Source organism: Mesorhizobium sp. BE184 (genome assembly GCF_031457045.1).
Taxonomy (GTDB): Bacteria; Pseudomonadota; Alphaproteobacteria; order Rhizobiales; family Rhizobiaceae; genus Mesorhizobium.
Genome location: NZ_JAVDVU010000001.1, coordinates 1,618,499 through 1,644,173, shown reverse-complemented (window position 1 = coordinate 1,644,173; position 25,675 = coordinate 1,618,499). Strand labels below are relative to the sequence as shown.

Genomic DNA, 25,675 nt, shown 5'->3' with positions numbered 1-25,675 from the left:
CCCCTCATGCCCAATAACTACACGACCGGCACGGTCTCCGTGTCGAATGGCAGCGCCGTGGTCGCAGGAACTGGCACCGGCTGGGCCGTGGCGCTGGTCGCTGGCGGCATGTTCTCCTGCGGAGGCATCGCGGTGCCGATTGCATCGGTCGAAAGCGACACGTCGATGACGCTGGCCTATCCATGGCCCGCCCCGAACGGCGCTGGCCTCGCCTATGCCATTGCCCGCGAAACTTCCGAGGCGGTGCGCGCGGCTTGGACCAATGACCGTCTCGCTCAAATCCTCAACAAGCTTTCCCTTTCAGCCATCCATCCGGACGGGGCGGGAACGTTGGCCGAGCGCAACGCGCTGAACCCTGTTCCGGCGACGGGCTATCTGTGGCTGCGGGTCGAACCCGGCCAGCCGCTCGAAATCTACAAGAAATCGGCGTCAGGCTGGGATGGACCGTTTGCTTTGTCGGGCGCCAGCGGGAGTGCCGGATCACCGGGCACCCCCGGGATCTCGGCCGGCCTGCCGTACACGTTCTCCTCCTCCGTCACGATTGGCGATCCCGGAGTCGGGAAGATCAGGTTCAACAGTGCGACGCCGTCCGCTGTCACAGCCATCATGCTCGACGATCAGTCATCCACTGCTGGATTTCCGTTTGTCGCTGGCTTCGTCAACAGCTGGGCCAGAGGTATCCTCACCGTTGTGAAGGTGGGTTCTCCCCAGGTCTTTGCCATCTACGACACCATAGGAGTCATCGACGCGGCAGGCTTCACTCAGTTGGATGTCACTCACCAGGCATCGGCCGGAGCATTCCTGGAGGGCGACCCTGTCCAGGCGCAGTGGTCAATGGTGGACGCCGCCGCCCTCGCGACAAAAGCCGCTGTCGCCAACGTGCAGGTATTCAACTCCAACGGTACATGGACCAAGCCTGCGGGTGCGAAGACCGTGGACGTCATCGTCTGGGGTGCCGGCGGCGGCGGTGGTGGCGGACCAAAGGTCGCTGCTGCGACGCCAAGTTCTGGCGGGGCCGGTGGTGGTGGCGGCAGTCGAGGTTTCGAGACCTATCTCGCCTCCGCCCTACCTGCCACTGTTGCGTGTTCGATTGGCGCTGGCGGCGCTGGTGGTGCTGGTGCGACTGTTCTTGGCGACGGCGGCAATGGTGCTGCCGGCGGCAACACATTCTTCGGCCCAAGTGTCTCATCCTATGTTGCCGCCTACAGCGGTGGCGGCGGGGGTGGCGGCGGCTCCGGACGTGGCTCGGGCGGCGGCGGTGGCGCTGGGCGAACGCAGCCTGGTGGCTCGGCCTCCGGCTCGACGGCTGGCACCCCCGGCATCGCAGGCGGCATCGCCGGCTCGACAGTAGGTACAGCTGCACCGCAAATCAACGACAATGGCGGCGCTGGTGGTGGCGCTGGCGCATCGAACGGAAGCATCGGCAATGGTGGTTCGGCTGTTGCCGGCAATGGTGGTGGTGCGGGCGGTGGCTTCAACACAGCGAACGCGGGCGTGGCTGGCGGTGCGTCCATCGCCGGGTATTCGACCGGCTTCCAGAACAACACGAACACGGGCGGCGCTGCCAATGGTGGGAACGGCGGCGCGGGCGGTGGTGGTGGTTCATATGCGGCTGGCAACGGCGGTAATGGCGGCGCTGGCACCTATCCTGGTCAGGGCGGCGGCGGCGGTGGTGCATCGCAGGCGGGAATTGGCGGCAACGGCGGTAACGGCAATTCCGGCCTGATCATAGTCATCACTTACTTCTGAGGAACAACCATGCGCTATGCAATCGTGACGGCCGGCATCGTCGACAACATCGTTGAATGGGACGGCGGCGACGGCTGGTCGCCGCCGGAAGGATCGGAAGCGGTCGAGGCGGTCGGTCCAGTGTCCATCGGCTGGACGTATGACGGCGAGGCGTTCACGCCGGCGGCCGCGCCGGTCTTGCCTGCGCCGGACAGCGTGTCGGCCCGACAGTTCAAGCTGCAACTCCTCTCGGCCGGCCTGCTCGCCAGCGTGGAAGCCTGGATCGGCTCGCAAGGGCAGGCCGTCCAGATCGCCTACGACAACAGCGGCTTCTTCGTTCGCAGCGAACCGATGATGCAATCAGGGTTCGCCGCGCTCGGCTTCACCGATCAACAGATCGATGACTTCTTCCGGGCGGCGGTTGCTCTCTGATCCCAACCAATTAGCGGGAATTCACTACCCCTCCGGCAATTAGCGTTTCGCCGTCTCCATCATCAGGGAAATGCAGGCATCCGTTGTGCAAGCTAAACCCGGCCATCGCCTGTACACCATTCACACTCAAACCATTAGCGGAGATACCCAAGACCGTGTGCCGGCCTTTGATTACGCCTTTCTGAATGCTCGGGCCACGATCACTGAACGTCATCTCTACGACCGAGGTAAATTGCTCCGACCAGATCCGTAGTGTCCGTCCTTCATATCGATAATCCCAGACGCCGGTTGCTATAACCATCTCTCCGCGGACGATCTTCAGAACAATGCCGGCCCCCGGCTCGAAGAGCTCCATACTCAAGAGGAGAGCGCGACCTTCTTTTGAGAAAAACAACACCGGGCGGCCGCCAATCGATATCGCAACGCCAACTCCGTCAGTTTCGAATTCGTAGGTGAAGCCCATTTCGCCTAATAAGATCACACCCTCGCAACCTGAATAGCGCCCGGCAATCGCACCGCTGGTAAAACCTGCTCGTAAATTATGCGGAGAGGTCGAATATTCCTTAATCACAGCTTCCGTGATCTGTCCTCTCGTTACCTGGTCATGATGAGTTCCACATAGCAGAACTAGGTTTTCAACCTCATGGCGTCTGACAGATTCAAAGGGCTGAACATGATGATATTGGAAGATAGGACTTCCGCATATTATGCAGCCGAAACGACACTTCTGCCGAACGGCACGTTGAGTATCCTGCGGGATGTAGCGCTCTCCCATTCCGCCCCAATCACGAATTCTGTCGCCGCGTCTTAGGCAGCGAAGCAACCCTCAGAACAGCCACCAAATCGCCGCGCCGAGCGAAGCAACCACCAGCGACAGCAGGATGACGAGCGCAACCGTCGTTCGCCATGTCGCCGACGGCCCGCCGTAGTCGGGTGATTTATCATATCCGCCCATAGGGGCAGTTCAACACAAGGTGGTCGTTCGGTCTACACCCGGGACCTACGCCACCCTGCAGAGCGAGCTTCGGCTTCGGAACAGAACCAGCGTTCGCCGAACTCCGGGCGGATGATCGTGCGGCTGTAATATTCCTGTCCCGGCACATGATAGATGCGCTCGCCGCTCTCGATCGAGACATTGCCTTTGATATTGCAGTTCAACCGCAAGAGCTTTGCCGGCGATGGCGCAGCGTGGATTACGTCATCAGCGAAATAGCCAGCGCCACCGGCCGAAGCCAGCGCTAGCGCAATCAGAAGTCGCACTGACCTCAGCGATCTCATTCCGAGATCATAACCGGCACTGATCAACTGCCGGTTTCCGCAAACCCAACAATTTGACCGAAAGGAACTGCCATGTCGTCCATCGTGACGGCGGCCTTGCTGCGCAAGATCAGCAAGGGCACGCCGAATGCTGCCAACATGAACTCCGTCATCGTCGCTCTTAATCGGTTAGGGGATGCGGCCGGCCTCAACCTGCCGCACCGTGCCGCGCAGTTCCTGGCCCAGCTCATGCACGAGAGCGGCGCGTTCAAGTACGACCGCGAGCTTGCGTCGGGCGCTGCCTATGAGGGGCGGAAGGACCTCGGCAACACGAAGAAGGGCGACGGCGTCCGCTACAAGGGGCGTGGTCCGATCCAACTTACCGGCCGCAGGAATTACCGTGCCTTCACTGTATGGGCGCGCAAGCGGGATGCGTCGGCGCCGAACTTCGAAGCCATGCCGGAAGCGGTCAACACCGATCCGTGGGAGGGCGCTTCGGCGATCTGGTATTGGGATGTCGGCAACCCGACCGGCAGGTCGCTGAACGTCTATGCCGACCAGAACAACATCGAGATGATCACCCGCAAGGTGAATGGCGGGCTGAACGGCTATGATGACCGGCTAAACTATTACGACCGCTCGGCACTCGCGATGCTCGGCTATCCCGTCAACGCTTACAGGGCGTTCCAAACCGACGCCAAGAAAAAGGGCTGGTACGACGGCGAGATCGACAATGACCCCGGCCCGAAGACACGGGCCGCCCTGCATCTCGCCTTGGTGGCACTCACCAAGCCAGCGGAGCAGCCCAAGAAGGTTGCCGCGGCGCCTGTCGTCGAGACGAAGGAAGTCGAGGTCGAAAAAAAGGTGCCGGTGGAAGTGCCGGTGCCGGTCAAGACAAACGATCTCGACAAGCCCTGGTACAAAGACTTGCTCGGACAGAAGGAACTCGTCAGCACCGTTGCCATTCCGGGTGTCTCGGCTCTTGCCGGCGTCCCATGGCAGACGGTCGGAATCATCGGCGCGCTCTGCCTCATCGCTGCCTGCTCATACTATCTCATCCGTCGCCGTGATGCCGCCAAGCAGGAGGCCAATGTGCAGGCTGTCCATGCCGACGCCGCCGAAGTGAAGGCGGCGATGTGATGTTGGGCTGGCTCCTCGACCCCATTCCGACATGGGCGCTTGTCGTCGCCGGCATCGTCATCCTGCTCGCCGCATGGCGTCTGCTTGGCCTGCGCGGGTTGCTGGCGGCCCTCGGCGCGCTGGTGACGCTTGGTGCCTATAGGGCGGGCCGGACAGCGGGCGCCGGCGACGCACTCGCCAAGCAACAGAAAGCCAACGAAAAGGCGGTGAAGGACTATGAGCGGATCGATGCCGAAACTGATCGCATGTCTGATGATGATCTCGACGCTTCCAATGCTCCCTGGGTGCGCAAGCCCCGCCGGTGACGTCTGGTGCCTGACCAACAGCCCGGAGCGTCCGACGGTGGTCGAGTACGCTGCGAAGGATCGTGAGGCCAAGGAACGGATGCGGACGCACAACGCCTATGGGGCGCGTCATTGCGGATGGACGCCATGATCATCCTGCGCATTGCCAGCGGGATTTCGGACCACTTCCCGCAACGCGTGTCGGAATGGATCATGACGGCCGCCATCCTCGGCTGGTCGAGCGTACTGGCGGGCGACACGAACACCTTCGCCACATCGAAATCCTTCGTGGTGCTCGCCAGCTATTTCAGCGAGCCAAATTGGTCGCTGATCTGCTTCATCGTCGGCATGACCAGGCTGGCGGCTTTGGTTGTCAATGGCACCTTCCGGCAGTTCGCCTACTCGCCGCATCTGCGCGGCGCGGCATCGTTCATCGCGTGCGTGTTCTGGGGCCAGATAGCACTCGGCGTCTGTCTGGCATGGTGGGGCGGTGGTTCCGGGACAGGGGTGGTTGCCTACTGCACCTTCATGGCCATCGAAATGTGGAACCTCTTTCGGGCGTGGGCAGATGTCGGCGCGGCGCGCAAGGGACGGTGATGTTTGGCATTCCTATCGAACAATTCGTTCCCGTCGCCAGCTTCCTCGGCATGGCTCTCCTCGGGGCTCTCGCCGCCTTCGGCATGAAGTGGGGTCAGCGAACGCCAACATCCACCGAGAAGACCATCGAGATTGCCGGTGCGCTCGTCGATAATGGCGCGGTGCGCGAGCTGGCGGCGGCGCTTGTCGCCCATACCGCCATGTTGGCCGCCCAGCGTGTCGACTACGAGAAAGAGCGCCAGGCGCAATATCGCATGGCAGAAACCGCGACACTGTTCATGAAGACGATCGAGGGGCTGACGGACGAGATCGTCGAACTGCGCCGCACGGTCGGGGATGTCTCAAACCAGATCGCGCGAATGAAGTAAGTTGGCTCCGGCAGGACGGGCCTTCGATGCCGTCGGAACAAATTGTCTTGTATAAGGTTCATAGAGGCCGCAGCAATTCCAGCGGCGTGAATGTTGCACGAGCCCGTCCGGTGTCCCTCCGCCGGACGGGCTCTCTTATCTGTGGGAACGTTGCGGAGCCTTGTGCGTTCAATCGGCGGCGTTGATTTTGGCGCCGCAAATGGAGGGAACTATGGGTCTCGGCACAATCTTAATCATCCTGTTGGTGCTCGCTCTGCTTGGCGGCTTCAGCGGCCTCGGCGGCGGGCCATTCTATGGCACAGGATACTACGGTGGCGGTGGTCTTGGTCTGGTGCTGGTTATCGTAATTATTTTAGTGGTCTTGGGTCGCATCTGACCCGTTGAACCTCAATGAACAATTGATGTGTCCGCTCCGGTTCGCCGGGGCGGGCTTTTCTTCGTACTCGCTGTTGCATAATGTACTCAGCCGAAGGGGCTGCGTACCATGCCAGTATCCAAAATATTGAGCGAGGCCGGAGTATTTTCCGCATCCGAAGTTGCGCTGATTGCCCGCGTCTTCGACGCGCTCCACTTGCACAATAGCACCGATCTAGACCGCGAAGAGCATGCTTCCCGCATCATCGCCGACTATCAGTCTGGCATTACGGATGAAGCTGAACTTGTCAGGCGAGCGAAAGATCGCAGCGGCCGGTAAACTCTTGGAACAAGCGCTCTCCTCCAAGGTTCATCCCTATCAGAGGAGGAACATGACGGACGTAGTGCAGCGCCGGGACCCATATGCGGCGCTCATCAGCACGCTTGCCGTGGAGACGGGTGTCAGCGAAGCGGAAATTCGTTCGATCATTTCAGTGGTGGGCATGGACCGCGCGTCAATTATTCGCGAAGCCCGCATCATCAAGCGCAAATCTGATGGATGAAAGATCGCCGTTGGCGCCGGAACCGCGATCCTAATGCCTTCACAAACTGGAATGATTGCCGCGCGCGTGGCTCCGCTTACGCCGCCTTCGACTTGCCCTTGGCCTTCTTGTCAGGCGCATCGATACCTTCTTCCTTGAGGCTCTTCTTTAGCGTCTCGAACAGGTTGACGACATTCTGCTTGGGTGCCGCAGGTGCCTTGGTGGGCACCTTCTTGCCCTTGCGCTTGGCGTCGATCATCTCGGCCAGAGCTTCCTCGTATTTGTCTTCGAAATGCGACGGATCGAACTTGGTCAGCTTCTTGTCGATGAGCAGGCCAGCGATTTCCATCAGATCCTTGTCTTGTTTGCCGGTCGGGATGCCGTCGAACACCGATTTCTCGGCGACCATGGTGTTATTGTTGCGCAGCCAGGTCAGCAGCATGCCCTTGCCGTAGGGCTGGATGACAACCTCGTGGCCGTGCTGGTACATGACCACGCAGGACCTTGCGGCCATGCCGGTCTTTGCCATGGCGTCGCGCAGCACTGCAAAGGATTCCGCCGCGGCGCGATCGGCAGGGATCATGTAATAGGGCTTTTCCAGATAGCGGCTGTCGATCTCCTTGATCGGAACGAATTCGTCAACGTCGAGCGTATGGTCGGAGGTCAGCTTTAACGCCTTGATCTGCTCGGGCTCGATTTCGATAAAGTCGCCCTTGTCGGCTTCATATCCCTTGACCTGCTCCTCCGTCGGCACCTCGTCATTGGTCTCTTCATCGACATAGACGCTGCGGACCTTGTTGCCGGTCTTGCGGTTGAGGATGGAAAAGCGGATTTTTTCGGCTTCGCTGACGACGCCGATGATTTTAACCCCACAGGTGACCGACCCGATCCTGAGAAAGCCCTTCCAGGCTGCGCGCGGTGCTGAGGCCATGATCGTTGCTCCTTCTGAGCGAACGAACGGCCAATCACGAGAATCGTTCCGGATCGAAAACGCACTCGGCCTGCTCCGTATTTACGCGGAGCAGGCCGATATCGATGCGTTGATGCTGCCTTATTCGGTGTGTTCTGGCATGTCCTTGAGCTGGTCTTTCGTCCAGGTCGTCACGGCATGAACATCGCCGTCCTCGTCGCGCATGAAATCGAGCTCGCTGGCCGCAACGGCAACAGGCTTTGCGCCGATACCGAGGAAGCCGCCCACATCGATGACGACCTGGCTGCCATGAACATGGTCAACCGAGCCGACTTTTTCGTCGTCCGGCCCGTAGATGGTCGCGCCTTCGAGGAGGTCTGGAGTCAGCTCAGCCGGCGTAAGGCGTACATGGTTGGTGTGGTCCATCGTGATCTCCTCTTGGGTTGGATATGCCCAACCCACGGACTTGCGGTCTGTTCCGAGGAAAACGTCACGAACGCAAAAAGTGATCGCTCCGTACTGTCACAATGGGTTCGAAAACAGCTCGACCGGCTGGATGAAGTGCGGCGCATCGTTGCGCTGCTTGTTCTTCACCGATGCATTCACGTCACGGCTAACTTGGTGGAACTGGAGATCGTTGTCGATGTCGTGGGCGAGGATGTCGGGCAAGTCCGCCACCGGCGTCTGGGGGGTCAGCCAGGCGTCATAGTAGGCCGGGTCAAGTATGACCGGCTGGCGATCGTGCAACTGCTTCATGGTGGCGCCGGCCGGCTCTGTGATGATCGTGCAACTGGTGACATCAAGCTTATCATTGTGCGCCCACAGGCCGGCGAATGAGAACGGCGCGTGGCCGGGCTGGAAGATATGCCAGGGATCACGGCCCTTGTCGGCCGGGCTGATCGTCCATTCGTAGAAGCCGTCGGCGGGGATCAGGCAACGTTTCGACTTGAACGCATCCTTGAACGCGCCGGAGGTAGCGACGGTCTCGATGCGAGCGTTGAACATCGCCGCCTTCGGCATCTCCTTCGCCCACCACGGGACCAGCCACCATCGGCCTTCACGGAGCTTGTGATTTCCGTCATCGCCTGCCGTGATGAAATCAACGTTCTGCGTCGGTGCGATGTTGTAGCGGGCCTCGGTGTTGCGTCCAGCACCCTCGGCCGTCGCCATCAGCCGGTAAAGCCGGTGGATTTCAGACCAAGACAGATATCGGGTGAAGCGTCCGCACATGGCGCGATCCTACAGGCTGGCGCTGCCGACGCAATATCAGTGGTATCACTCACCTGCCTTCGCCATCGCGTAAGCGTTGCGCTTCTCGGCCCGGTCGAGCGACGAACCCTTGATCGCATCGAACCAGGCATCCTCGACGCGTTTGGCTGCACGGCGCGGCGAGCGCTCATGGCCGCTGCAGGGTCCGGCGCGTGAGATGTCGTAGCCGTCGGCGACCATGGACCACAACCATTGGCCTTGGCTCGGACCGGCGTCGTGGCGATAGATGCGACCGACCGCGCCTTTGTAGACCGACGAGAATGCCGAATAGTCAGCTTCGTTCTCCTCCCAGGTCTGCTGCCATTTCAGGGACAGATTGATCGTTTCTTCGACGAAAGCTTCGCCGGGCTCCGCATGTGCATGCGCTGCCATGACGTTCTCCAATGGATGTCTGTTGCCGTTGTGCCTGTAGTGAACGAAATGAGAACAAAAGAGTCAAGACGATCTTGACGAAATAGGAAAGCAGTCCTTTTTGTAGGGCATGCCAGAACCCTATTGGCCGAAGCGGAAAGGCCCGCCATACCGTTTATCCAACGCCGCGAAATCCAATCGCCTGGCGTCCATCCGCTGCACCTACTGCAAGCGGCAACGCTTCTATTTCATCGCCGATCTGATCACCGCCTTCGGTGACGTTGAGTGCGACGATCTGGTTCGGGTTGCCAAGCTCCGATGCCGTAGATGCGACGGCAAGGGCTCCCTTGACTTCCATGTCGGCGGTCCGCTCAGGGATGCCGACAAGGCGTGGCTACGAAAAATCGACTACGTGGAAGACATCCGGCGCATCCATTGGAAAGACGTGCAGGGCGTCTGACCCGCAACCGTTGCAGTTCTTGATGAGCACCAAATCGGAACGCTATCGCCCGCACCTTAAAGCGGCAAAGTCCCGCACCCAAAAATTTAAGGTGTTAAATCAGATAGTTAAAAGCGCCAATTTGGCGAATGGTGCGGTCGAGAGGACTCGAACCTCCACGGGTTGCCCCACAGCGACCTCAACGCTGCGCGTCTACCAATTCCGCCACGACCGCACGTGGTAGGGCCGAACAAGCCGGCTCGCGGCGTGTAGCAAATCGTTTCCGGCGAAACAAGTGCGCATTCGGCAATATTCGCCGGCCTTCGGAAAGATTGGGCGCGAACTGTCGGCGGGCCGTCTCCATAGAAAAAGCCGATTTGCAGGCGCAGTTGCGCAAGCGCCGGGGCAGGGCGCATTTCGTTTGATATTCCCGTACTTTGCGCGCTAGACCTGACAACGATCCTGGCGAGGATTCCGGCAGCGGGAGAAGCCGATGGAAAGCCCTGACGAACACAAGACAGAGCGTCCCGCCGCCGAGGGTGCGAATGCGGACATCTATGGCGAGGACGGCGTCATCCGCGCGTCCTATCTCGCCCATATCGGCGCGGCGATCGCCGATCGCGACACGCTGACGCTGAAGCAGGATGTCGGCGACCTCCATCAGTCGGAACTGGGCGACCTGCTGGAAGCGCTGCTGCCGGAGCAGCGGCGTGCGCTGGTCGGCCTGCTGGGATCGGACTTCGACTTTTCGTCGCTGACGGAGGTCGATGAAGCGATCCGCATGGACATCGTCGACAATCTGCCGAACGCGCAGATCGCGCAGGCGGTGCAGGAGCTGGATTCCGACGACGCGGTCTACATTCTGGAAGACCTCGACCAGGAAGACCAGGACGAAATCCTGTCGCAACTGCCGTTCACCGAACGGATCCGGCTGCGGCGTTCGCTCGATTATCTGGAAGAGACGGCCGGGCGGCGCATGCAGACGGAGTTTGTCGCCGTGCCGCCGTTCTGGACCATCGGGCAGACGATCGACTACATGCGCGATGACAAGAACCTTCCCGACCGGTTCAGCCAGATTTTCGTCATAGACCCGACCTTCAAGCTGCTCGGCGCCATCGATCTCGACCAGATTCTGCGCACCAGGCGCGCGGTGAAGGTCGAAGAGGTCATGCATGAGACGCGTCACGCCATTCCGGCGACGATGGACCAGGAAGAGGCGGCGCGCGAATTCGAGCAATACGACCTTCTGTCCGCCGCCGTGGTCGACGAGAACGAGCGGCTGGTCGGCGTGCTGACCATCGACGACGTGGTCGACGTGATCCAGCAGGAAGCCGAGGAGGATCTGCTGCGCATGGGCGGCGTCGGCGACGAAGAATTGTCGGATTCTGTGCTCTCGACCTCGCGTTCGCGGGTGCCGTGGCTGCTGGTCAACCTCGTGACGGCCTTTCTCGCGGCGTCGGTCATCGGTCTGTTCGACAACACCATCCAGCACATTGTCGCGCTGGCGGTGCTGATGCCGATCGTGGCCGGGATGGGCGGCAATGCCGGCTCGCAGACGATGACCGTGACGGTGCGGGCGCTGGCGACCAGGGATCTCGACATCTACAATTCCTGGCGGGTCATCCGGCGCGAAGTCGGCGTCGGCTTCATCAACGGCGCCATTTTCGCGGTGCTGATCGGCATAGTGGCAGGGCTGTGGTTCCAGGATTACAATCTGGGCGGCATCATCGCCGCGGCGATGATCATCAACATGTTCGCCGCCGCCCTTGCCGGCATCCTCATTCCCTTGACGCTCGACCGTTTCGATATCGATCCGGCGGTGGCCTCCGCCGTGTTCGTGACGACGGTGACCGATGTCGTCGGCTTCTTCGCATTCCTCGGCCTGGCGACCTGGTGGTTCGGCGTTTCGTGATTTTCGGGTGAGCCGAAATAAACGCCGGCAGTTAGCGCAAATGGACCGAATTGACTTTTACGTAAATGCCGTGTCAAAGCTTTGCGTTCGGTGAGAGCACGAATATTTCAACCGTGCGGGGAAACGATGCGCGAATATTACTCGATCACGGAACTCACGCGTGAGTTCGACATCTCGACGCGCACGCTGCGTTTCTACGAAGACGAAGGCCTGGTCCAGCCGGTGCGGCGCGGGCGCACGCGGCTGTTCCGTCCGTCGGACCGGCATCTCATCCGGCAAATCCTGCGCGGCAAGCGGATCGGTTTCTCGATCAACGAGATACGCGAAATCATCCAGATGTATCGGGAGCCGCCCGGCGAGGTCGGCCAGCTCAAGCTGATGATCAAGCGCATCGAGGAAAAGCGCGAAAATCTGCGGCAAAAGCGCCGCGATCTGGAAGAGACGCTGGCCGAACTCGACCAGGCGGAAGAATCCTGCGTGGAGCGGTTGGCGGAGCTTGGCGTCAACACCTGAGGACGTGCGGGGCTTGGCGTGGCGCTGCCTTAGCACCCTTCATTCGACCTCGCCTTCGCTCCGCTTGGCTCGGCCACCTTCTCCCATAAGGAAAGGAAGGGGCGGCGGGCGGAATGCTTCCGCCCTCAAATCCAGCGCCGAACCCGTTTGGCGTAATCGCGGTAGCGCTTGCCGAATTTCGCCGCCAGCAGCTTTTCTTCTTTTGCGATGGCCAGCCTGCCGGTGGTGAAAGCGGCGACAAAGGCCAACGCGATCATCCACAGATTGCCGGCGATCAGCCCGACGCCGATCAGCAGCAGCGTGTTGCCGAGATAGATCGGATTGCGGCTGACGGCAAAGGCCCCGCCCGTCACCAGATGCTCGGGCGCTGCGTTGGGATTGACGGGGGTTTTTGCTTTCATCAGGGTGCGTATGCCGCTGATCCACAGCGCTGCGACGGCGAAAAGCAGCAGCCAGCCGAAACCGAACAGGATCGAGCCGAGCAGATAGTCGCCGGAAAAATCGCGCAGCCATGGGGCCGGATAGAACATGCCGAGCAGGATGCCCGCCGCAAGGGCGATGAGATAGATCAGCGGTGGCCAGGGGATACGAGCCGGTCGCGGTTCGGCTGAAATCATTGCAACTTCTCCCCGATCTCGTCGCTGTCGGTGGTGGCTGTGCAGGTAGCCGCCAGGTCGCCGATATGCGTCTGGAACTCGGCCGTCTGGTCGCCGTTGAACAGGCGGTCCAGGCTGCCTTCGCCCTCGATCGCTTCCAGCATGCAGCCACAATAGCGGGCGCAGAATTGCGTGTCTCGTGTTTCCGCACAGGCGGCCTGGCACGATTTCTGGAAACCGACCTGCGGCGTGTCCTGATGCGGCGGCATGATCTGCGCGAACAGCCAGACGCAGGCGATCAGGACAGGCTGGTGGATGAGGTAGAAGGCGAGGCTGTGCTGGCCGGCCAATGCCAGCAGCCCGCTCACGCGATCACCGCCTTGGAAGCGCCTCAGCCAATCGAAGAAACCGAGGCCTGCCGCGACTTTGGCGGCGCCGAGGCCGATCAGCACGGCGCCGAACCACGGGAAAAGCGGTACGAAATCGTTCGACCGCGGCTTGACGGTCGAAAGCCCCGTCCACCAGAGCCAGGGATGATCGAAAGCGGGCGACCGCAGGTAGAGCGGGGCGACAATGACGGCGGCGGCCACCGCCAGTGTCAGCAAGCCGGGCAGCCGCACGAAAGCAAGGCCAAGCAGGCTGGCCAGCGCGATCTGGTGCAGGATACCGAAGAAGATGAAGCTGCCGGGCGTCGCGAACCACGTCACCGCCGAAATGGCGAGCGCGGCGACCGCCACCATGGCGAGACGCTTCCAGAAGCCCTGCCAGCGAATCTGTCGCCCATGCGCGAGGAACAGGCTGACGCCGACGAGGAACAGGAAGCTCGAGGCGATACAGCGCGCATAGATCTTCCAGCCGCCAAAGGCGGTCAGGCCTGGGTCGGCATAGCCGAAGAATTCGAGGTCCCAGGTGAAGTGGTAGCTCGCCATGGCAAGCAGCGCCAATCCGCGCGCCACGTCGATGGCGACGATGCGGCCGCCCTGGCTTCGATGCTGATCTGTATTTGCCACGCTCATAGGGTCCGGGAATCCATTCTGGACGATGACTAACACGAGTGGGGACGGTTCGCAGCGCTTCGTTTGCACTGCGCAGGGCCGCTTGCAGGGTGCAAATAGCGCCGGTCATTGGACCAGCGCTGGGAAGCGTTTGGTCGGCTTCGCTTTTCGATGGAAGCATGTCGGTTTCCTGCTACCGACTCGGGTGCCGGCAACGTCAATTTACCGGTAAGATTCTGGCGCGGAGACGTCATGTCCACCCATGTCCGCCACCCGATCTGGCTTCCGGCCGTTCGTCCGGCGGGCGCGCGCACCTTCGCGTCGCTCTATGCGCTGGAATCCTGCGCCCGCGCGCTGATTTCCAGCGTCATCCCGATCCAGGCCTACGACCTTCTGCACAGCGAACAGAAGGTGTCGATCCTCTACACCGTCGTCTCGCTGCTGGGCCTTTCGGCGACACTGTTCATGCCGACATTTATCCGCCGCTTCGCGCGCCGCTGGGTCTATACGGCCGGTGCCTGCCTGCTGGCGATCGGGTCGCTGTCGATGGCGGTGAATATCCTGCCAGGCCAGTTGTTCGGCATGCTGTGCCGCGTCATGGGTGCGAGCGCGCTGTCGATCACGCTCAACCTCTACATCATGGACCATATCCGCAAGACCGATCTGATGCAGGCCGAATCGCTGCGCATGGCGCTGTCGACCTTCGCCTGGACCTGCGGCCCGACGCTCGGCATCGTCCTCTATACCCACTACGGCATCTTCGCCGCGCATGGTGTCGTCGCCATCTTCTCGATGCTGCTTCTGGCGCTGTTCTGGTTCTACCGGATGAGCGACAACACCATGATCGCCGCCGGCAGGAGCCGGCCGGTCAACCCGCTTGCCAATATCGGCCGCTTCATCGCCCAGCCGAGGCTGCGGCTGGCCTGGGTCGTCGCGTTCGGGCGCTCGTGCTTCTGGACGACGTTCTTCGTCTACGGGCCGCTTTTGATGGTCGTCACCGGGCAGGGCAAGCTCGCCGGAGGCCTGCTGGTTTCGGCCGGCAACGCGCTTTTGTTCCTGGCGATCTTCTGGGGGCGGGCGGGCAAGCGTTTCGGCGCGCGGCGCATCATTTCGCTGTCTTTCCTGGGTATGGCGATCCTGTTGTACCTCGCCGGCGCGGTCGGCCAGGCCGCACCGCTCGTCACCGGCGCGTTGCTTCTGGGCGGCGCGGTGTTCACCGTCGCCATCGACGCCGTCGGCTCGACAGTGTTCCTGCGGGCGGTGCGTTCCTATGAACGGCCTCAGATGGCGGCCGTCTACCGGACCTATCTCGACTTTTCCGAACTGACGCCGCCGCTGGTCTATTCGGTGTTGCTGGCGTTTTTCGGCCTCGGCTCGGTGTTCGCCGCGCTCGGTTGCCTGATGCTGCTCTGCGCGGCGATTGCGTGGCGGCACCTGCCGAAATCCCTGTAGGCCGCATGAAGGCCGCCGTAATTTGGTTTGCCGCGCCGTGCGTTTCTCCGTATAGTCTGCGTGTCGTCGGTTTCCGCAAGGAACCGAGAGGGAATACGGTAAAGGCGCGAGCCCCAAGCCGTGGCTGCCCCCGCAACTGTGTGCGGTAGTCCTCTCCGAAAACCACTGGGGTCACACCCGGGAAGGCGGAGGAGGGCGCTGATCCGCAAGCCAGGAGACCTGCCGGCGACACGAAAATGGCTCAACAACCCCTCGGGTGGAGGGGGAAAGGACAATGAAATGACGACGGCTTCGGCTTCTCTCGGCGCATCGGTTTCGGCGCAATCCCGTTACATGCAGCTCGCTATGGCTGCCCTTCTCGGCGTGTTCATTCTCGGCTTTGTCGGCTTCTCGCATATCGAGGCCGTGCACAATGCCGCGCATGACAACCGCCACTCCATGGCTTTTCCCTGCCACTGACGGGAAACTGACATCATGACATTGTTTCGTAACGTCGTCTTCGTCGCGGCGATCGCCGGGCTTGTGGCCGGAATCGCGCTCGCCTGCATGCAGGCCTATGCAACCGTTCCGCTGATTCTCCAGGCGGAAGTCTATGAAACCGCCGGTGGCGGACACGACCACGGCGCCGCCAGCGCCGAGACTGCAGCGCCCGCTGCACCGGCCACGCAGCAAGCTGTGCCGGCTGAGGAAGAGGAGGGCTGGGCGCCAGCCGATGGGGCCGAACGCTTCCTCTACAACGTGCTGGCGAACGTCGTCACCGGCATCGGTTTCGCGCTCGTGCTGGTTGCCATATCGGAATTCGCAGGCGGCATCGCAAGCTGGCGTCAGGGCGTGTTCTGGGGTCTCGCCGGATTCGGCGTGTTCACGCTGGCGCCCGGTCTCGGCTTGCCGCCCGAACTTCCGGCGATGCCGGCGGCCGACCTCGACGCCCGCCAGGTCTGGTGGGTGGCGACGGCGGTCGCGACGGGCGCAGGCCTGTGGCTGATCGCGTTCCGCAAGTCGCTACCGCTGACCTTGCTTGCGGTGGCGCTGATCGTGGCGCCGCATATCGTCGGCGCGCCGCAGCCCGACAGTTTCGAATCGCCGATACCGGAAGGGCTGCACCACCAGTTCGTGGTCGCCGTGACGGTGACGAACCTGGTGTTCTGGCTGCTTTTGGGAGCGGTTGTCGGCGGTCTTCGCGGCTGGTTCTCCGGCGAGGCGGCGAGATTGCGCGACAGCTTTGCCTGACGGCACGAGCCTGACCTTCGTGCTTGGCGGTGCGCGCTCCGGCAAGAGCGCGCACGCCGAACAACTGGTGACGGCCTGCGCCGCGCCCTGGACCTACATTGCGACGGCGCAAGCCTATGACGGGGAGATGCGCGAACGCATCGCCATGCATCGCGCGCGGCGATGCGAGGGCTGGGAGACGGTGGATGCGCCGCTCGATCTCGTGGAAGCGATCAATGCGATTCCAGACGGCCGTCCTGTGCTGATCGACTGCCTGACCCTGTGGCTGACCAATCATATGCTGGCAGAACACGACCTCACAGCCGAATGCCGGCGGCTGACGGATGTGCTGTCGCGTCCGCGCGGGCCGTGGGCGGTGGTGTCGAACGAGGTCGGTCTGGGCATCGTGCCCGACAATGCGCTGGCACGGCGTTTTCGGGACGAGGCCGGCCGGCTGAACCAGCAGATCGCGGCCGTGGCCGGCACCGTCGTTATGATGGTGGCCGGGCTGCCGCTGAAGGTGAAATGACATGGCCAACGACGCCGATACCGAAAAGCACCGCGCCAAGATGGCCAAGCGCAAGGCGGTGCAGGACGCCGAGGTCGCATCGAAAACCATCGAGAAGGGACTGCTCATCGTCAACACCGGGCCAGGCAAGGGCAAGACCACCGCCGCGTTCGGGCTGGCGCTGCGGATGCTGGGCTATGGACGGCGCGTCGGCGTCGTGCAGTTCATCAAGGGCGCCTGGCATACCGGTGAGAAGGATGCCTTCGCCGCTTTCGGCGACCGGGTCGTGTGGCATACGATGGGCGAGGGGTTTACCTGGGAGACGCAGGATAAAGAGCGCGACGTGGCGGCTGCGCAGGCGGCATGGGCCAAGGCGCTGGACCTGATCGCCGATCCATCGATCAGTCTCGTGGTGCTCGACGAGCTCAACATTGCGTTGCGCTACGATTATCTCGATGTGGATGCGGTGGTTTCGGCGTTGAATGCGAGGCGCGAAGGCCTGCACGTGGTCGTCACTGGCCGCAATGCCAAGCCGGCGCTTGTCGAGGCGGCTGATCTGGTGACTGAGATGGGCGCGACCAAGCACCATTTCGCCGCCGGCGTGAAAGCGCAGCAGGGGATCGAGTTCTAGGCGCGATTTGGATGTTGGGGCGAGCCTCGAAGGACGCACTGGATCATAGAAGGACGGGTATCGAATAGAGCACCCCAAACAGCCCGATCAGCAGCGTATCCGCTACCCAATAGAGCCGCAGCGCGCGGCGGATATCGCTGCTCTTCACTTCGGCCCGCCCGCCTTCGCCCATATAGCTCCCCTCGACCAGTACGCCGCCATAGCTGCGCGGGCCGGCCAGTGCGAGGCCGAGGGCGCCGGCCATGGCGGCTTCCGGCCAGCCGGCATTGGGCGAGCGGTGATGCCGCGCGTCCCGCCACATGGCGCGCCAGGCGGCGGCCGGATCGGCATCCCGGACGAGAAAGGAAGCGGCGACGATCAGCAGGCCGGTCAGGCGCGAGGCGGGCAGGTTGACGAGGTCGTCAAAGCGCGCCGCCGCCCAGCCAAAAGCTTGATGGCGGGGCGTGCGATGGCCGATCATGGAATCCGCCGTGTTCGCCGCCTTGTAGCCAACCCCTCCGGCGAGGCCGCCGACGCCGAGCCAGAAGGCGGGCGCGACGATGCCGTCGGAGAAGTTCTCGGCGAGGCTTTCGATGGCGGCGCGACCGACGGCGGATTCATCGAGCTTTTCCGGATCGCGGCCGACGATCATCGACACGGCCTTGCGCCCCTCAGGCAGTCCGCCGCTGTCCAGCGCATCGGCGACGGCCTTGACGTGCTGGGCGAGGCTGCGCTGCGACAGCAGCGAACTGCCGAGCAGGGCGACGGCGATGAAGCCGAACGGAATTTTCAGGAGCAAGGCCTCGATGCCGTAGGCGATTGACGCCGGCAGGAGCACAATGACGAGGAGGGCGGCGATGCCCCAGATGCGGCGCGCCGGGTCGGTGTCGGTGGCGCGGTTGAGCGTGCGGTCGAGACAGGCTATCAGCCTGCCGAGCCATGTCACCGGATGGCCGATGGCATTGAACAGCGGCGCGGGATAGCCTGCGAGCCGTTCGGCGATCAGCGAGAGAAGGGCAATCAGGATCGACATGGATCTGGGCGACGGAGCGATGGACGGAGAGGCGATGGCGGCGGTCGACCACGGCGGAAGCCTGGGCCGGGCGCGGGCGCTTTTCCCGCACGCCCCCGAACCGTTCGTCGATCTCTCGACCGGGATCAATCCGCACTCCTATCCGCTTTTCGACCTGCCCGCCACAGCCTTGTCGCGGCTGCCTGAACCGGCCAGGCTCCGCACGTTGCTGGAGGCTGCGGCTGCCGCTTACGGAGCGCCATCGGCCGATCATGTCGTCGCGGCGCCCGGTACGCAGATATTGCTGCCGCGCATCGCCCGTCTGTTGAAGCCGGGCAGGGCGCTTGTGCTCGGGCCAACCTATGCCGAACATGCACGGGCGGCCGCACTGGCCGGACATGAAGTGTCCGAGGTCGGCGATCTGAATGCTTTGGCGCAGGCCGATCTGGCAATCGTGGTCAATCCGAACAATCCGGACGGGCGCATCGTTACGCGCGCGGATCTGCTGGCGCTGGCGCAAAAGCTGCGCGCCAAAGACGGGCTGCTGGTCGTGGACGAGGCCTTCATGGATGTCGGGCCGCGCGCCGAAAGCCTTGCCGGTGACGTTACGCGCGGCGGCATCGTCGTCCTGCGCTCCTTCGGCAAGTTCTTCGGGCTTGCCGGCGTCAGGCTGGGTTTTGCACTGGCGGACATGGCGACGGCAAAGCGGCTGGCGGCTGAGCTGGGACCGTGGGCGGTCTCGGGGCCGGCGCTGGAATATGGCATTTGTGCATTGCAGGACGCAGGCTGGCGGGACGAGATGCGCAGCCGGCTCGCGGCAGATGCGGCAAGGATTGATGCGCTGCTTGGCCGCTTCGGCGTACCCGTTGCCGGTGGCACGGCGCTGTTTCGCTACATCGAATTTTCGGGCGTGGCCGGCCTGTTCGCCGCGCTTGGCCGGCAGGGTATCCTGCTGCGGCACTTCGCCGAAAGGCCGCATGTGCTGCGCATCGGCCTGCCGGGCTGTCAGGACGATTGGCAGAGACTGGAATCGGCGCTTGCCGGATGGGCAGTGCGGCGCGACGATGGACCGCCGCAGGAGAGTGAACCATGATCTATGTCTGCCCGCTGTCGAGGGTCGAGGAGACCGTCAACAAGACCGGCGCCGAAAGGCTGCTGTCGCTGCTGGCGGCGGGAACCGAAATGACCCGCCCTGCGGCGATCATGGCCGGCAACCATCTGCATCTGGCGATGCACGACATCGCCGAGGCGCAGGAAGGCATGACGCTGCCGGGCGAGAAGCACGTGCGCGAACTGCTGGACTTCGCCCAGGACTGGAATCGCGCGCGGCCGCTGGTGGTGCATTGCTATGCCGGCATCAGCCGCTCTACGGCATCGGCCTTCATCATCGCGGCAGCACTTTCCCCGAAGCGGGACGAGCAGGAACTGGCGCTGGCGCTGCGGTCGCTTTCCCCCTCCGCGACGCCCAATCCCCGGCTGGTTGCGATCGCCGACGGACTGTTGGGACGGCGTGGCCGCATGGTTCGCGCCATCGAGGGGATCGGCCGCGGGGCAGACGCGTTCGAGGGCGTGCCGTTCGGGCTGAGGGTGGATGTTTGAGGGGCTTCCCTTCTCCCACAAGGGGAGAAGGGAGAAGCCGTCACGAAAGCCAATCCTCCAGCCGCGCCTTGCGGACGTCCTTGAGCAGAGCAATGAAACCGTCGGCCTGATGTTTGGCGGTCAGCCGTCCCTTTTCCGCCGTCGCGATCGAGGCGTCGCCGACCACGCCATGCGGGTTGAGGTCGGTGGCGATCCAGGCGAAGGCATGCGTGCCGGTGTGGCGCAGCAGGCCGAATTCCTGCTCCGCGCGGGCGACATTCGAAACGAAATTCCCAGCCTTCGACATGTCGACCAGGTCGGGACGGAAATGCAGCATCAGCGAGGTCTCGACATCGCCGCCGTGAATGCCGTGGCGATCCTCCAGATCGGTATACATGCCGGCGGGGCGGCCAAACCGCTGCCAGCTCGTCTTCACCGCCAGCATGTTGAAGGCGACGCGCAACTCACGCGTGACGATGCCCATGATCTCCTCATTGCCGCCATGCGAATTGACGAAGACGATCTTTCTCACCCCGGCGCGGGCGACGCTGGCGCCAAGCTCGGCCCAGCCCTGGATCGCAGCCAGCGGTGAAAGCGTCAGCGTGCCGGGGGCGTGGACGTGCTCGTTGGACTTGCCCACCGACTGGATCGGCAGGATGCGGATGTCGAGATCGGCGGGGATGAGCGGGATCACCGTTTCCAGCATGCCCAGCATGATCGTGGCGTCGGTCGACACCGGCAGATGCGGGCCATGCTGCTCGATCGCGGCGACCGGCAGCACGGCGATGGTCTTCTCGGGGTCGATGGCGGAATATTCGGTCGTGCGGTAGTCGCCCCACCAGACACGTCGGGTCGAATTTGTCATCGATCGTCTCCCGCCGCGATCACTTCGATCTCGACCTTGAATTCGGGCCGCGTGAAGCCGGAAACGATCATCAGCGTCGAGGCCGGGGCGGGGTCGGCGAACAGCCGGTCGCGCACATCCATATAGGGCCGCATATGGGCGCGGTCCGTGACATAGGCGTTGATGCGCACGATGTCCTTCAAGCCGAGGCCGGCCTCGCCGAGGATGGCGGCGATGTTGGCGAAGCAGAGTTCGGCCTGCTTGCCTGCGTCTTCCGGTACGGTGTCATCGGCGCCGATGCCGAGCTGGCCCGAGGTGAGGACGAGGCGCTTTCCCGCCGGAACCTCAACGCCGTGGCTGTAGCGCGCGAAGGGCGGCTTGATCGATTTCGGCTGAAGGAATTTGAACATGAGCGCTCCATTTCGACGGGCAAACTAGGCCGCCCTTTTCACCTCCACAAGACCGTGAGTGGAGAGCGCGCGGCTTTGTGGACAGCGGACAAAAAAATTAGCAGGATGCCTTCCATCGAGGCCAGCGTCATCCGATACTGCCGATGAAAACGCGGCGATACGGTCCGATGGCCGATGGCATATGTCTTGCTTCATCAAAATTGAAGTCGGACCGGCGGTGTGTCGGAACAAGAGGGGTGATTTCCATGTACGGTAAAGTGATGCTGCCGGCTGTGTTCGTTGCCATGGCCGTCGGGATGGCGACTGCGCAAGCCAACGAAAAGGTTATTTTCGGCACCAACTGGCTCGCCCAGGCGGAGCATGGCGGCTACTACCAGGCCGTGGTTGACGGCACCTATGCCGCCTGTGGCCTCGACGTGACCATCCAGCAGGGCGGCCCGCAGGTGGCGGGACGGCCGCTGCTGCTGGCCGGCAAGATCGATTTCTACATGGGCGGCAACATGCAGCAGGCGTTCGACGCGGTGGCGCAGGATATTCCGCTGCGCGTCGTCGCCGCCTCCTTCCAGAAAGAGCCGCAGGTGATGATGTCGCATCCCGGCGAAGGGCTCGACAAATGGGAGGACCTCAAGAACGCCGACCAGTACATCGTCGGCGACGAGGGCGCGCAGAGCTTCCTTCTGTGGATGGCGACGGAATACGGCTTCGACGTCTCCAAGCGCGTGCCCTACACCTTCAATGCCGCTCCCTTCATCGCCAACAAGAAGTCGATCCAGCAGGGTTACGTCACCTCGGAGCCGTTCGCGGTGCAGAAGGAGGGTGGCTTCATGCCGAACCAGTTCCTGCTCGCCGACTATGGCTACAGCACCTATTCGACGACGATCGAAGCGATGCAGGAAACGATCGACAAGCGTCCGGAGGTGGTGCAGTGCTTCGTCGATGGCTCGGCGAAGGGGTGGTACAACTATCTCTATGGCGACAACGCCGCCGCCAACGCCGCGATCAAGAAAGACAATCCCGACATCACCGACGAGCAGATCGCCTTCACGATCGCGCAGCTTAAGAAATTCGGCATCGTCGATTCCGGCGACACCGAAAAGCTCGGCATCGGCGCCATGACCGATGCGCGCATGCAGGATTTCTACGACAAGATGGTCAAGGCCAAGGTGATCCCGGCCGGCATCGACATCAAAAAATCCTACACGCTGAACTTCGTCAACAAGGGCGTCGGGCTCGACCTGAAGAAGTGAGCCAGTCCGAAGGCATGTCTGGCGATAGCGGTGTACCAGCGGCGGACGACAGGGCGCCGCTGCTTTTCCTGCGTGATGTGAGCAAGACGTTCTCCACCGGGACGGTAGCGCTGCGCGGCGTCGACATGACGATCCGCGACGGCGATTTCCTCAGCCTTCTGGGACCCTCCGGCTGCGGCAAGTCAACGGCGCTCAGGCTGATCGCCGGCCTCTCGACGCCGACTTCCGGCCAGATCGAATGGCCGGGTGCCTCCAGCCGCTCCGACATAGGCTTCGTCTTCCAGGAGCCGACGCTGATGCCTTGGGCGAGCGTGTTCGACAATGTCTGGTTGCCGCTGCGCTTGCGGGGCATCGCGCGCGCGCAGGCGCAGCCGGCGGTGATGGAAATGCTCGAGCGGGTGCACCTCGCCGGTTTCGCCGACGCGGTGCCGCGCGAACTTTCTGGCGGCATGAAGATGCGCGTTTCCATTGCCCGCGCCATGGTGACGAAGCCGCGCCTGCTGCTGATGGACGAGCCCTTCGCGGCGCTGGATGAAATTACCCGCTTCCAGCTCAATAACGATTTGCTGGACCTGTGGCAGGACCAGCGCTTTACCGTGGTGTTCGTGACGCACAGCGTTTTCGAAAGCGTGTTCCTGTCCAACCGGATCGTCACCATGGCGGCGCGACCGGGCAGGGTAGCCGATGAGATGGCGGTGAGTGCGCCCTATCCGCGCGACGAGGCGTTCCGCACTTCGGTGGATTATGCCGCGCTGTGCCGGCAGGCATCGACGGCGCTGGAAGCGGCCATGGGCACGAATGCGGAGCCGCGGCATGTCCATGCTTGAGCCGAGCCGTCCCGTGCTGGACCCGGAAGAAGCACGGCGGGTGCGCCAGCAGCGGCTGGAGCGCATCGGCCGCTGGGTGCTGCCGCTGGCGATCATGATCCTTGCCATCTGGCTGTGGGACCGCATCTGCGTCTGGAACGAAATCCCCAAATACATCCTGCCGCGGCCGGGGCTCGTGCTGCAAACCCTGCATGACGATGCCGGCCTGCTGTTTTCGTCGCTTCTCGTGACGCTGAAGATCACCTTTCTCAGCCTGGCGCTGGCGGTCGTCGGCGGTGTCGGGCTGGCGGTGCTGTTCGCGCAGTCGAAATGGGTGGAGATGTCGTTCTTTCCCTTCGCCATCGTGCTGCAGGTGACGCCGATCGTGGCGATCTTCCCGCTCATCAATATCTATGTCGACAACCAGACGACGAAGCTTCTGCTTTGCGCCTGGATCGTCGCATTCTTCCCGATCCTGTCCAACACGACGCTCGGCCTGAACTCGGTGGACCGCAATCTGCTCGACCTTTTCCGGCTGAACGGCGCCACGCGCTGGCAGCAATTGCGGCTGCTGCGCCTGCCTGCCGCCATGCCGTATTTTCTCGGCGGGCTGAAGATCGCCGGGGGATTGTCGCTGATTGGCGCGGTGGTGGCGGAATTCGTCGCCGGCGCCAGCGGGCAGTCGTCGGGGCTGGCGTCGCGCATCATCGAGGCGGGCTACCGGCTGAATGCGCCGCGGCTGTTCGCGGCGCTGATCCTGATCTCGCTCGCCGGCATCGTCATCTTCCTCGCGCTGTCGCTGGTGTCCAACCTCGTCCTGCGCCGCTGGCACGAAAGCGCGATGGTGCAGGAGCGGTGAAGGTGAGACTCGCAATAGCTCCCTCATCCGGCCCTTCGGGCCACCTTCGCCCCACCGGGGAGAAGAGTAAGGCGGCGATGGCAGCGTCCTCCGCTCCCCGGCGAGGAGAGGGTGGCGAGCACAGCGAGCCGGGTGAGGGGGGCGCCGGTTGAGCTGGTTTCCCACATCCGAATCCTACACGCTGAAAAATGCACGCCTGCACGCGTCGCTGACGGCCGGGCTGCGAGCCACCTATGACGCGGACGGCTTTGCGTTGGTGGATGTGACGGTGTTTGACGGGAAGATTGCGCGAATCGAAGCCGCGCGGCCGGCTGCCGCTGCCGAGGGCGCTATCGATCTGGCTGGCCGCATCGTGCTGCCTTGCTTCGTCGATTGCCACACGCATATCGACAAGGGGCACATCTGGGGCCGCAAACCCAACCCCGACGGGACGTTCGCAGGCGCGCTCATTGCCGCCGATGCCGACCGGTCGGCGCGGTGGAGCGCCGAAGACGTGGCGCGGCGGATGGATTTCTCGCTGCGGGCTGCCTATGCGCATGGCACCAGGGCTCTGCGCACGCACCTCGACAGCATCTCACCGCAGGATGAGATTTCCTGGCCGGTGTTCGAGGCAATGCGGGAGAAATGGCGCGGGCGCATTGAATTGCAGGCCGCGTGCCTCACCGGCATAGAGGCAGTGAGGGACAAGGCCCGGTTCGAGAAGCTGGCCGGACGGGTGGCCAAGGCTGGCGGCGTTCTGGGCGCGGTCGCCTATATGGTGCCGGACCTCGAAAAATTGCTGGATCAGATGTTCACCCTGGCGAACCGGCATGGGCTCGATCTCGATTTCCATGCCGATGAGACGGGCGATGCATCGTCGGTTTCGCTGAAGAAGATCGCCGAGGCGGCGCTGTGGAGCGGCTTCGAGGGCAAGGTGCTCGTCGGCCACTGCTGTTCGCTGGCGCGCCAGCCCGATCTCGAGGTGCTCGATACGCTGGACAAGGTGGCCAAGGCCGGCATCGGCATCGTGTCGCTGCCGCTATGCAATCTCTATCTGCAGGACCGGCGCGTGGACGGCACGACGCCACGCTGGCGCGGGGTGACGTTGCTGCATGAGATGAAGGCGAGGGATATTCCAGTCGCCGTTGCCTCCGACAACACGCGCGATCCATTCTATGCCTATGGCGATCTCGACATGCTGGAGGTCTACCGCATGGCGACCCGCATCCTGCATCTCGACCATCCCGTCGGCGACTGGCCGAGGGCGGTGACAGCGACGCCGGCCGAGATCATGGGTCTCAAGGGTATTGGCACGCTTACGTCCGGCGGTCCTGCCGATTTCATCGTGTTCCGGGGGCGCAGCTGGACCGAAGTCCTGTCACGGCCCGAGGCCGACAGGATCGTGGTGCGCGACGGCCGCGCCATCGAACGCATCTTGCCGGACTATGCCGAACTCGACGATCTGATGGTGTGA

At 62.8% G+C, this 25,675-nt stretch carries 34 protein-coding genes, 1 tRNA gene and 1 riboswitch; of the genes, 21 read left to right on the top strand and 14 right to left on the bottom strand.

The window, feature by feature from the left end; genetic code table 11:
* Positions 1-6: 6 nt before the first annotated feature.
* Both J2X35_RS08065 and J2X35_RS08060 read left to right on the top strand, forming a co-directional pair.
* Positions 7-1,749 carry a hypothetical protein gene (locus J2X35_RS08065; protein ID WP_310183591.1) on the top strand — a complete coding sequence of 581 codons (1,743 nt, stop codon included), beginning with the start codon at positions 7-9 and terminating at the stop codon, positions 1,747-1,749.
* A gap of 9 nt (positions 1,750-1,758) precedes the next feature.
* The gene (locus J2X35_RS08060) at positions 1,759-2,160 is read left to right on the top strand and encodes a hypothetical protein (RefSeq protein WP_310183589.1); all 402 of its coding nucleotides are present in this window, start codon (positions 1,759-1,761) and stop codon (positions 2,158-2,160) included.
* A 10-nt stretch (positions 2,161-2,170) separates the two neighbouring features.
* Here the strand turns inward: J2X35_RS08060 and J2X35_RS08055 are convergent, their stop codons facing one another.
* From J2X35_RS08055 to J2X35_RS08045, 3 genes are read right to left on the bottom strand one after another with little or no spacing between them, the layout of a single operon-like run.
* Entirely contained in the window at positions 2,171-2,935 is a 765-nt protein-coding gene (locus J2X35_RS08055; RefSeq protein ID WP_310183585.1) for an HNH endonuclease signature motif containing protein, read from the bottom strand.
* Positions 2,936-2,986: 51 nt separating this feature from the next.
* Positions 2,987-3,115, bottom strand: a complete 129-nt coding sequence (locus J2X35_RS08050) for a hypothetical protein (protein WP_310183583.1) — start codon at positions 3,113-3,115, stop codon at positions 2,987-2,989.
* Positions 3,116-3,147: 32 nt separating this feature from the next.
* Positions 3,148-3,438: a hypothetical protein gene (locus J2X35_RS08045; protein ID WP_310183580.1), complete on the bottom strand. Its 291-nt coding sequence runs from the start codon at positions 3,436-3,438 to the stop codon at positions 3,148-3,150.
* A 72-nt stretch (positions 3,439-3,510) separates the two neighbouring features.
* Between J2X35_RS08045 and J2X35_RS08040 the strand changes: the two genes are divergently transcribed.
* The 6 genes from J2X35_RS08040 (at position 3,511) to J2X35_RS08015 (ending at position 6,723) form a co-directional block, all read left to right on the top strand.
* Positions 3,511-4,557, top strand: coding sequence for a glycoside hydrolase family 19 protein (locus J2X35_RS08040; protein WP_310183578.1), 1,047 nt, complete (start codon positions 3,511-3,513; stop codon positions 4,555-4,557).
* Positions 4,557-4,862 carry a hypothetical protein gene (locus J2X35_RS08035; protein WP_310183575.1) on the top strand — a complete coding sequence of 102 codons (306 nt, stop codon included), beginning with the start codon at positions 4,557-4,559 and terminating at the stop codon, positions 4,860-4,862. The genes J2X35_RS08040 and J2X35_RS08035 overlap by 1 nt, the downstream gene beginning before the upstream one ends.
* A 126-nt stretch (positions 4,863-4,988) precedes the next feature.
* The gene (locus tag J2X35_RS08030; RefSeq protein ID WP_310183573.1) at positions 4,989-5,438 is read left to right on the top strand and encodes a hypothetical protein; all 450 of its coding nucleotides are present in this window, start codon (positions 4,989-4,991) and stop codon (positions 5,436-5,438) included.
* Positions 5,438-5,806, top strand: a complete 369-nt coding sequence (locus tag J2X35_RS08025; RefSeq protein ID WP_310183570.1) for a hypothetical protein — start codon at positions 5,438-5,440, stop codon at positions 5,804-5,806. Before J2X35_RS08030 ends, J2X35_RS08025 begins: the two co-directional genes overlap by 1 nt.
* 211 nt (positions 5,807-6,017) lie before the next feature.
* Positions 6,018-6,182 (top strand): DUF3309 family protein, encoded by a 165-nt coding sequence (locus J2X35_RS08020; protein ID WP_310183568.1) that lies wholly within the window; start codon positions 6,018-6,020, stop codon positions 6,180-6,182.
* A gap of 271 nt (positions 6,183-6,453) precedes the next feature.
* The gene (locus J2X35_RS08015; RefSeq protein ID WP_310183565.1) at positions 6,454-6,723 is read left to right on the top strand and encodes a hypothetical protein; all 270 of its coding nucleotides are present in this window, start codon (positions 6,454-6,456) and stop codon (positions 6,721-6,723) included.
* Positions 6,724-6,799: 76 nt separating this feature from the next.
* Here the strand turns inward: J2X35_RS08015 and J2X35_RS08010 are convergent, their stop codons facing one another.
* The 6 genes from J2X35_RS08010 to J2X35_RS07985 all read right to left on the bottom strand — a co-directional run bounded on the left by J2X35_RS08010 (position 6,800) and on the right by J2X35_RS07985 (position 9,906).
* Positions 6,800-7,633: a Ku protein gene (locus J2X35_RS08010; protein ID WP_310183563.1), complete on the bottom strand. Its 834-nt coding sequence runs from the start codon at positions 7,631-7,633 to the stop codon at positions 6,800-6,802.
* A 120-nt stretch (positions 7,634-7,753) separates the two neighbouring features.
* Complete coding sequence (locus J2X35_RS08005; protein ID WP_056111064.1) at positions 7,754-8,038, bottom strand: hypothetical protein; 285 nt, start codon at positions 8,036-8,038, stop codon at positions 7,754-7,756.
* Positions 8,039-8,134: 96 nt separating this feature from the next.
* Positions 8,135-8,842, bottom strand: a complete 708-nt coding sequence (locus J2X35_RS08000) for an SOS response-associated peptidase (RefSeq protein ID WP_310183558.1) — start codon at positions 8,840-8,842, stop codon at positions 8,135-8,137.
* 45 nt (positions 8,843-8,887) lie between these two features.
* Entirely contained in the window at positions 8,888-9,253 is a 366-nt protein-coding gene (locus J2X35_RS07995) for a hypothetical protein (protein WP_310183554.1), read from the bottom strand.
* Between the two features lie 154 nt (positions 9,254-9,407).
* The gene (locus J2X35_RS07990; protein WP_310183553.1) at positions 9,408-9,590 is read right to left on the bottom strand and encodes a hypothetical protein; all 183 of its coding nucleotides are present in this window, start codon (positions 9,588-9,590) and stop codon (positions 9,408-9,410) included.
* A 231-nt stretch (positions 9,591-9,821) separates the two neighbouring features.
* A tRNA-Leu gene (locus tag J2X35_RS07985) sits at positions 9,822-9,906 on the bottom strand.
* Positions 9,907-10,164: 258 nt separating this feature from the next.
* On the opposite strand from J2X35_RS07985, the gene mgtE reads away from it, so the two are divergent.
* Together mgtE and J2X35_RS07975 are read left to right on the top strand one after the other, a co-directional pair.
* A complete protein-coding gene (gene mgtE / locus J2X35_RS07980; protein WP_310183550.1) occupies positions 10,165-11,583 on the top strand; it encodes a magnesium transporter in 1,419 nt (472 codons plus the stop codon).
* A 126-nt stretch (positions 11,584-11,709) separates the two neighbouring features.
* Positions 11,710-12,096, top strand: a complete 387-nt coding sequence (locus J2X35_RS07975; protein ID WP_056110256.1) for a MerR family DNA-binding transcriptional regulator — start codon at positions 11,710-11,712, stop codon at positions 12,094-12,096.
* Between the two features lie 125 nt (positions 12,097-12,221).
* On the opposite strand, the gene J2X35_RS07970 is transcribed toward J2X35_RS07975, so the two are convergent.
* A complete protein-coding gene (locus tag J2X35_RS07970; protein WP_310183548.1) occupies positions 12,222-12,713 on the bottom strand; it encodes an isoprenylcysteine carboxylmethyltransferase family protein in 492 nt (163 codons plus the stop codon).
* On the bottom strand, positions 12,710-13,708 hold the full coding sequence (locus tag J2X35_RS07965; RefSeq protein WP_310183547.1) for a DUF1624 domain-containing protein: 999 nt from the start codon (positions 13,706-13,708) through the stop codon (positions 12,710-12,712). The genes J2X35_RS07970 and J2X35_RS07965 overlap by 4 nt, the downstream gene beginning before the upstream one ends.
* A 231-nt stretch (positions 13,709-13,939) precedes the next feature.
* Between J2X35_RS07965 and J2X35_RS07960 the strand changes: the two genes are divergently transcribed.
* The 5 genes from J2X35_RS07960 to cobO all read left to right on the top strand — a co-directional run bounded on the left by J2X35_RS07960 (position 13,940) and on the right by cobO (position 17,487).
* Positions 13,940-15,139 carry an MFS transporter gene (locus J2X35_RS07960; protein ID WP_310183545.1) on the top strand — a complete coding sequence of 400 codons (1,200 nt, stop codon included), beginning with the start codon at positions 13,940-13,942 and terminating at the stop codon, positions 15,137-15,139.
* 50 nt (positions 15,140-15,189) lie between these two features.
* Positions 15,190-15,381, top strand: a riboswitch (cobalamin riboswitch).
* Positions 15,382-15,418: 37 nt separating this feature from the next.
* Entirely contained in the window at positions 15,419-15,598 is a 180-nt protein-coding gene (locus J2X35_RS07955) for a CbtB-domain containing protein (protein ID WP_310183542.1), read from the top strand.
* A gap of 15 nt (positions 15,599-15,613) precedes the next feature.
* Positions 15,614-16,369 carry a CbtA family protein gene (locus J2X35_RS07950; protein WP_310183540.1) on the top strand — a complete coding sequence of 252 codons (756 nt, stop codon included), beginning with the start codon at positions 15,614-15,616 and terminating at the stop codon, positions 16,367-16,369.
* Positions 16,362-16,877 (top strand): bifunctional adenosylcobinamide kinase/adenosylcobinamide-phosphate guanylyltransferase, encoded by a 516-nt coding sequence (gene cobU / locus J2X35_RS07945; protein ID WP_310183538.1) that lies wholly within the window; start codon positions 16,362-16,364, stop codon positions 16,875-16,877. Before J2X35_RS07950 ends, cobU begins: the two co-directional genes overlap by 8 nt.
* A 1-nt stretch (position 16,878) precedes the next feature.
* On the top strand, positions 16,879-17,487 hold the full coding sequence (gene cobO / locus J2X35_RS07940) for a cob(I)yrinic acid a,c-diamide adenosyltransferase (protein WP_310183535.1): 609 nt from the start codon (positions 16,879-16,881) through the stop codon (positions 17,485-17,487).
* Between the two features lie 43 nt (positions 17,488-17,530).
* On the opposite strand, the gene cbiB is transcribed toward cobO, so the two are convergent.
* Positions 17,531-18,499, bottom strand: coding sequence for an adenosylcobinamide-phosphate synthase CbiB (gene cbiB, locus J2X35_RS07935; RefSeq protein ID WP_310183534.1), 969 nt, complete (start codon positions 18,497-18,499; stop codon positions 17,531-17,533).
* Between cbiB and cobD the strand changes: the two genes are divergently transcribed.
* Positions 18,498-19,571 (top strand): threonine-phosphate decarboxylase CobD, encoded by a 1,074-nt coding sequence (cobD, locus tag J2X35_RS07930; protein WP_310183531.1) that lies wholly within the window; start codon positions 18,498-18,500, stop codon positions 19,569-19,571. The genes cbiB and cobD overlap by 2 nt on opposite strands.
* Positions 19,568-20,077: a tyrosine phosphatase family protein gene (locus J2X35_RS07925; protein WP_056110236.1), complete on the top strand. Its 510-nt coding sequence runs from the start codon at positions 19,568-19,570 to the stop codon at positions 20,075-20,077. The genes cobD and J2X35_RS07925 overlap by 4 nt, the downstream gene beginning before the upstream one ends.
* Positions 20,078-20,117: 40 nt before the next feature.
* On the opposite strand, the gene J2X35_RS07920 is transcribed toward J2X35_RS07925, so the two are convergent.
* Entirely contained in the window at positions 20,118-20,921 is an 804-nt protein-coding gene (locus J2X35_RS07920) for a creatininase family protein (RefSeq protein ID WP_310183529.1), read from the bottom strand.
* Positions 20,918-21,310 (bottom strand): RidA family protein, encoded by a 393-nt coding sequence (locus J2X35_RS07915; protein ID WP_056110232.1) that lies wholly within the window; start codon positions 21,308-21,310, stop codon positions 20,918-20,920. Before J2X35_RS07915 ends, J2X35_RS07920 begins: the two co-directional genes overlap by 4 nt.
* Positions 21,311-21,555: 245 nt before the next feature.
* Here J2X35_RS07915 and J2X35_RS07910 point away from each other — a divergent pair, with 245 nt between their 5' ends.
* From J2X35_RS07910 to J2X35_RS07895, 4 genes are all read left to right on the top strand, one after another.
* Entirely contained in the window at positions 21,556-22,557 is a 1,002-nt protein-coding gene (locus tag J2X35_RS07910; RefSeq protein ID WP_310183526.1) for an ABC transporter substrate-binding protein, read from the top strand.
* Between the two features lie 14 nt (positions 22,558-22,571).
* Positions 22,572-23,384, top strand: a complete 813-nt coding sequence (locus J2X35_RS07905; RefSeq protein WP_310183764.1) for an ABC transporter ATP-binding protein — start codon at positions 22,572-22,574, stop codon at positions 23,382-23,384.
* Entirely contained in the window at positions 23,377-24,222 is an 846-nt protein-coding gene (locus J2X35_RS07900; protein ID WP_405023198.1) for an ABC transporter permease, read from the top strand. Before J2X35_RS07905 ends, J2X35_RS07900 begins: the two co-directional genes overlap by 8 nt.
* 148 nt (positions 24,223-24,370) lie before the next feature.
* Positions 24,371-25,675, top strand: coding sequence for a cytosine deaminase (locus tag J2X35_RS07895; protein ID WP_310183522.1), 1,305 nt, complete (start codon positions 24,371-24,373; stop codon positions 25,673-25,675).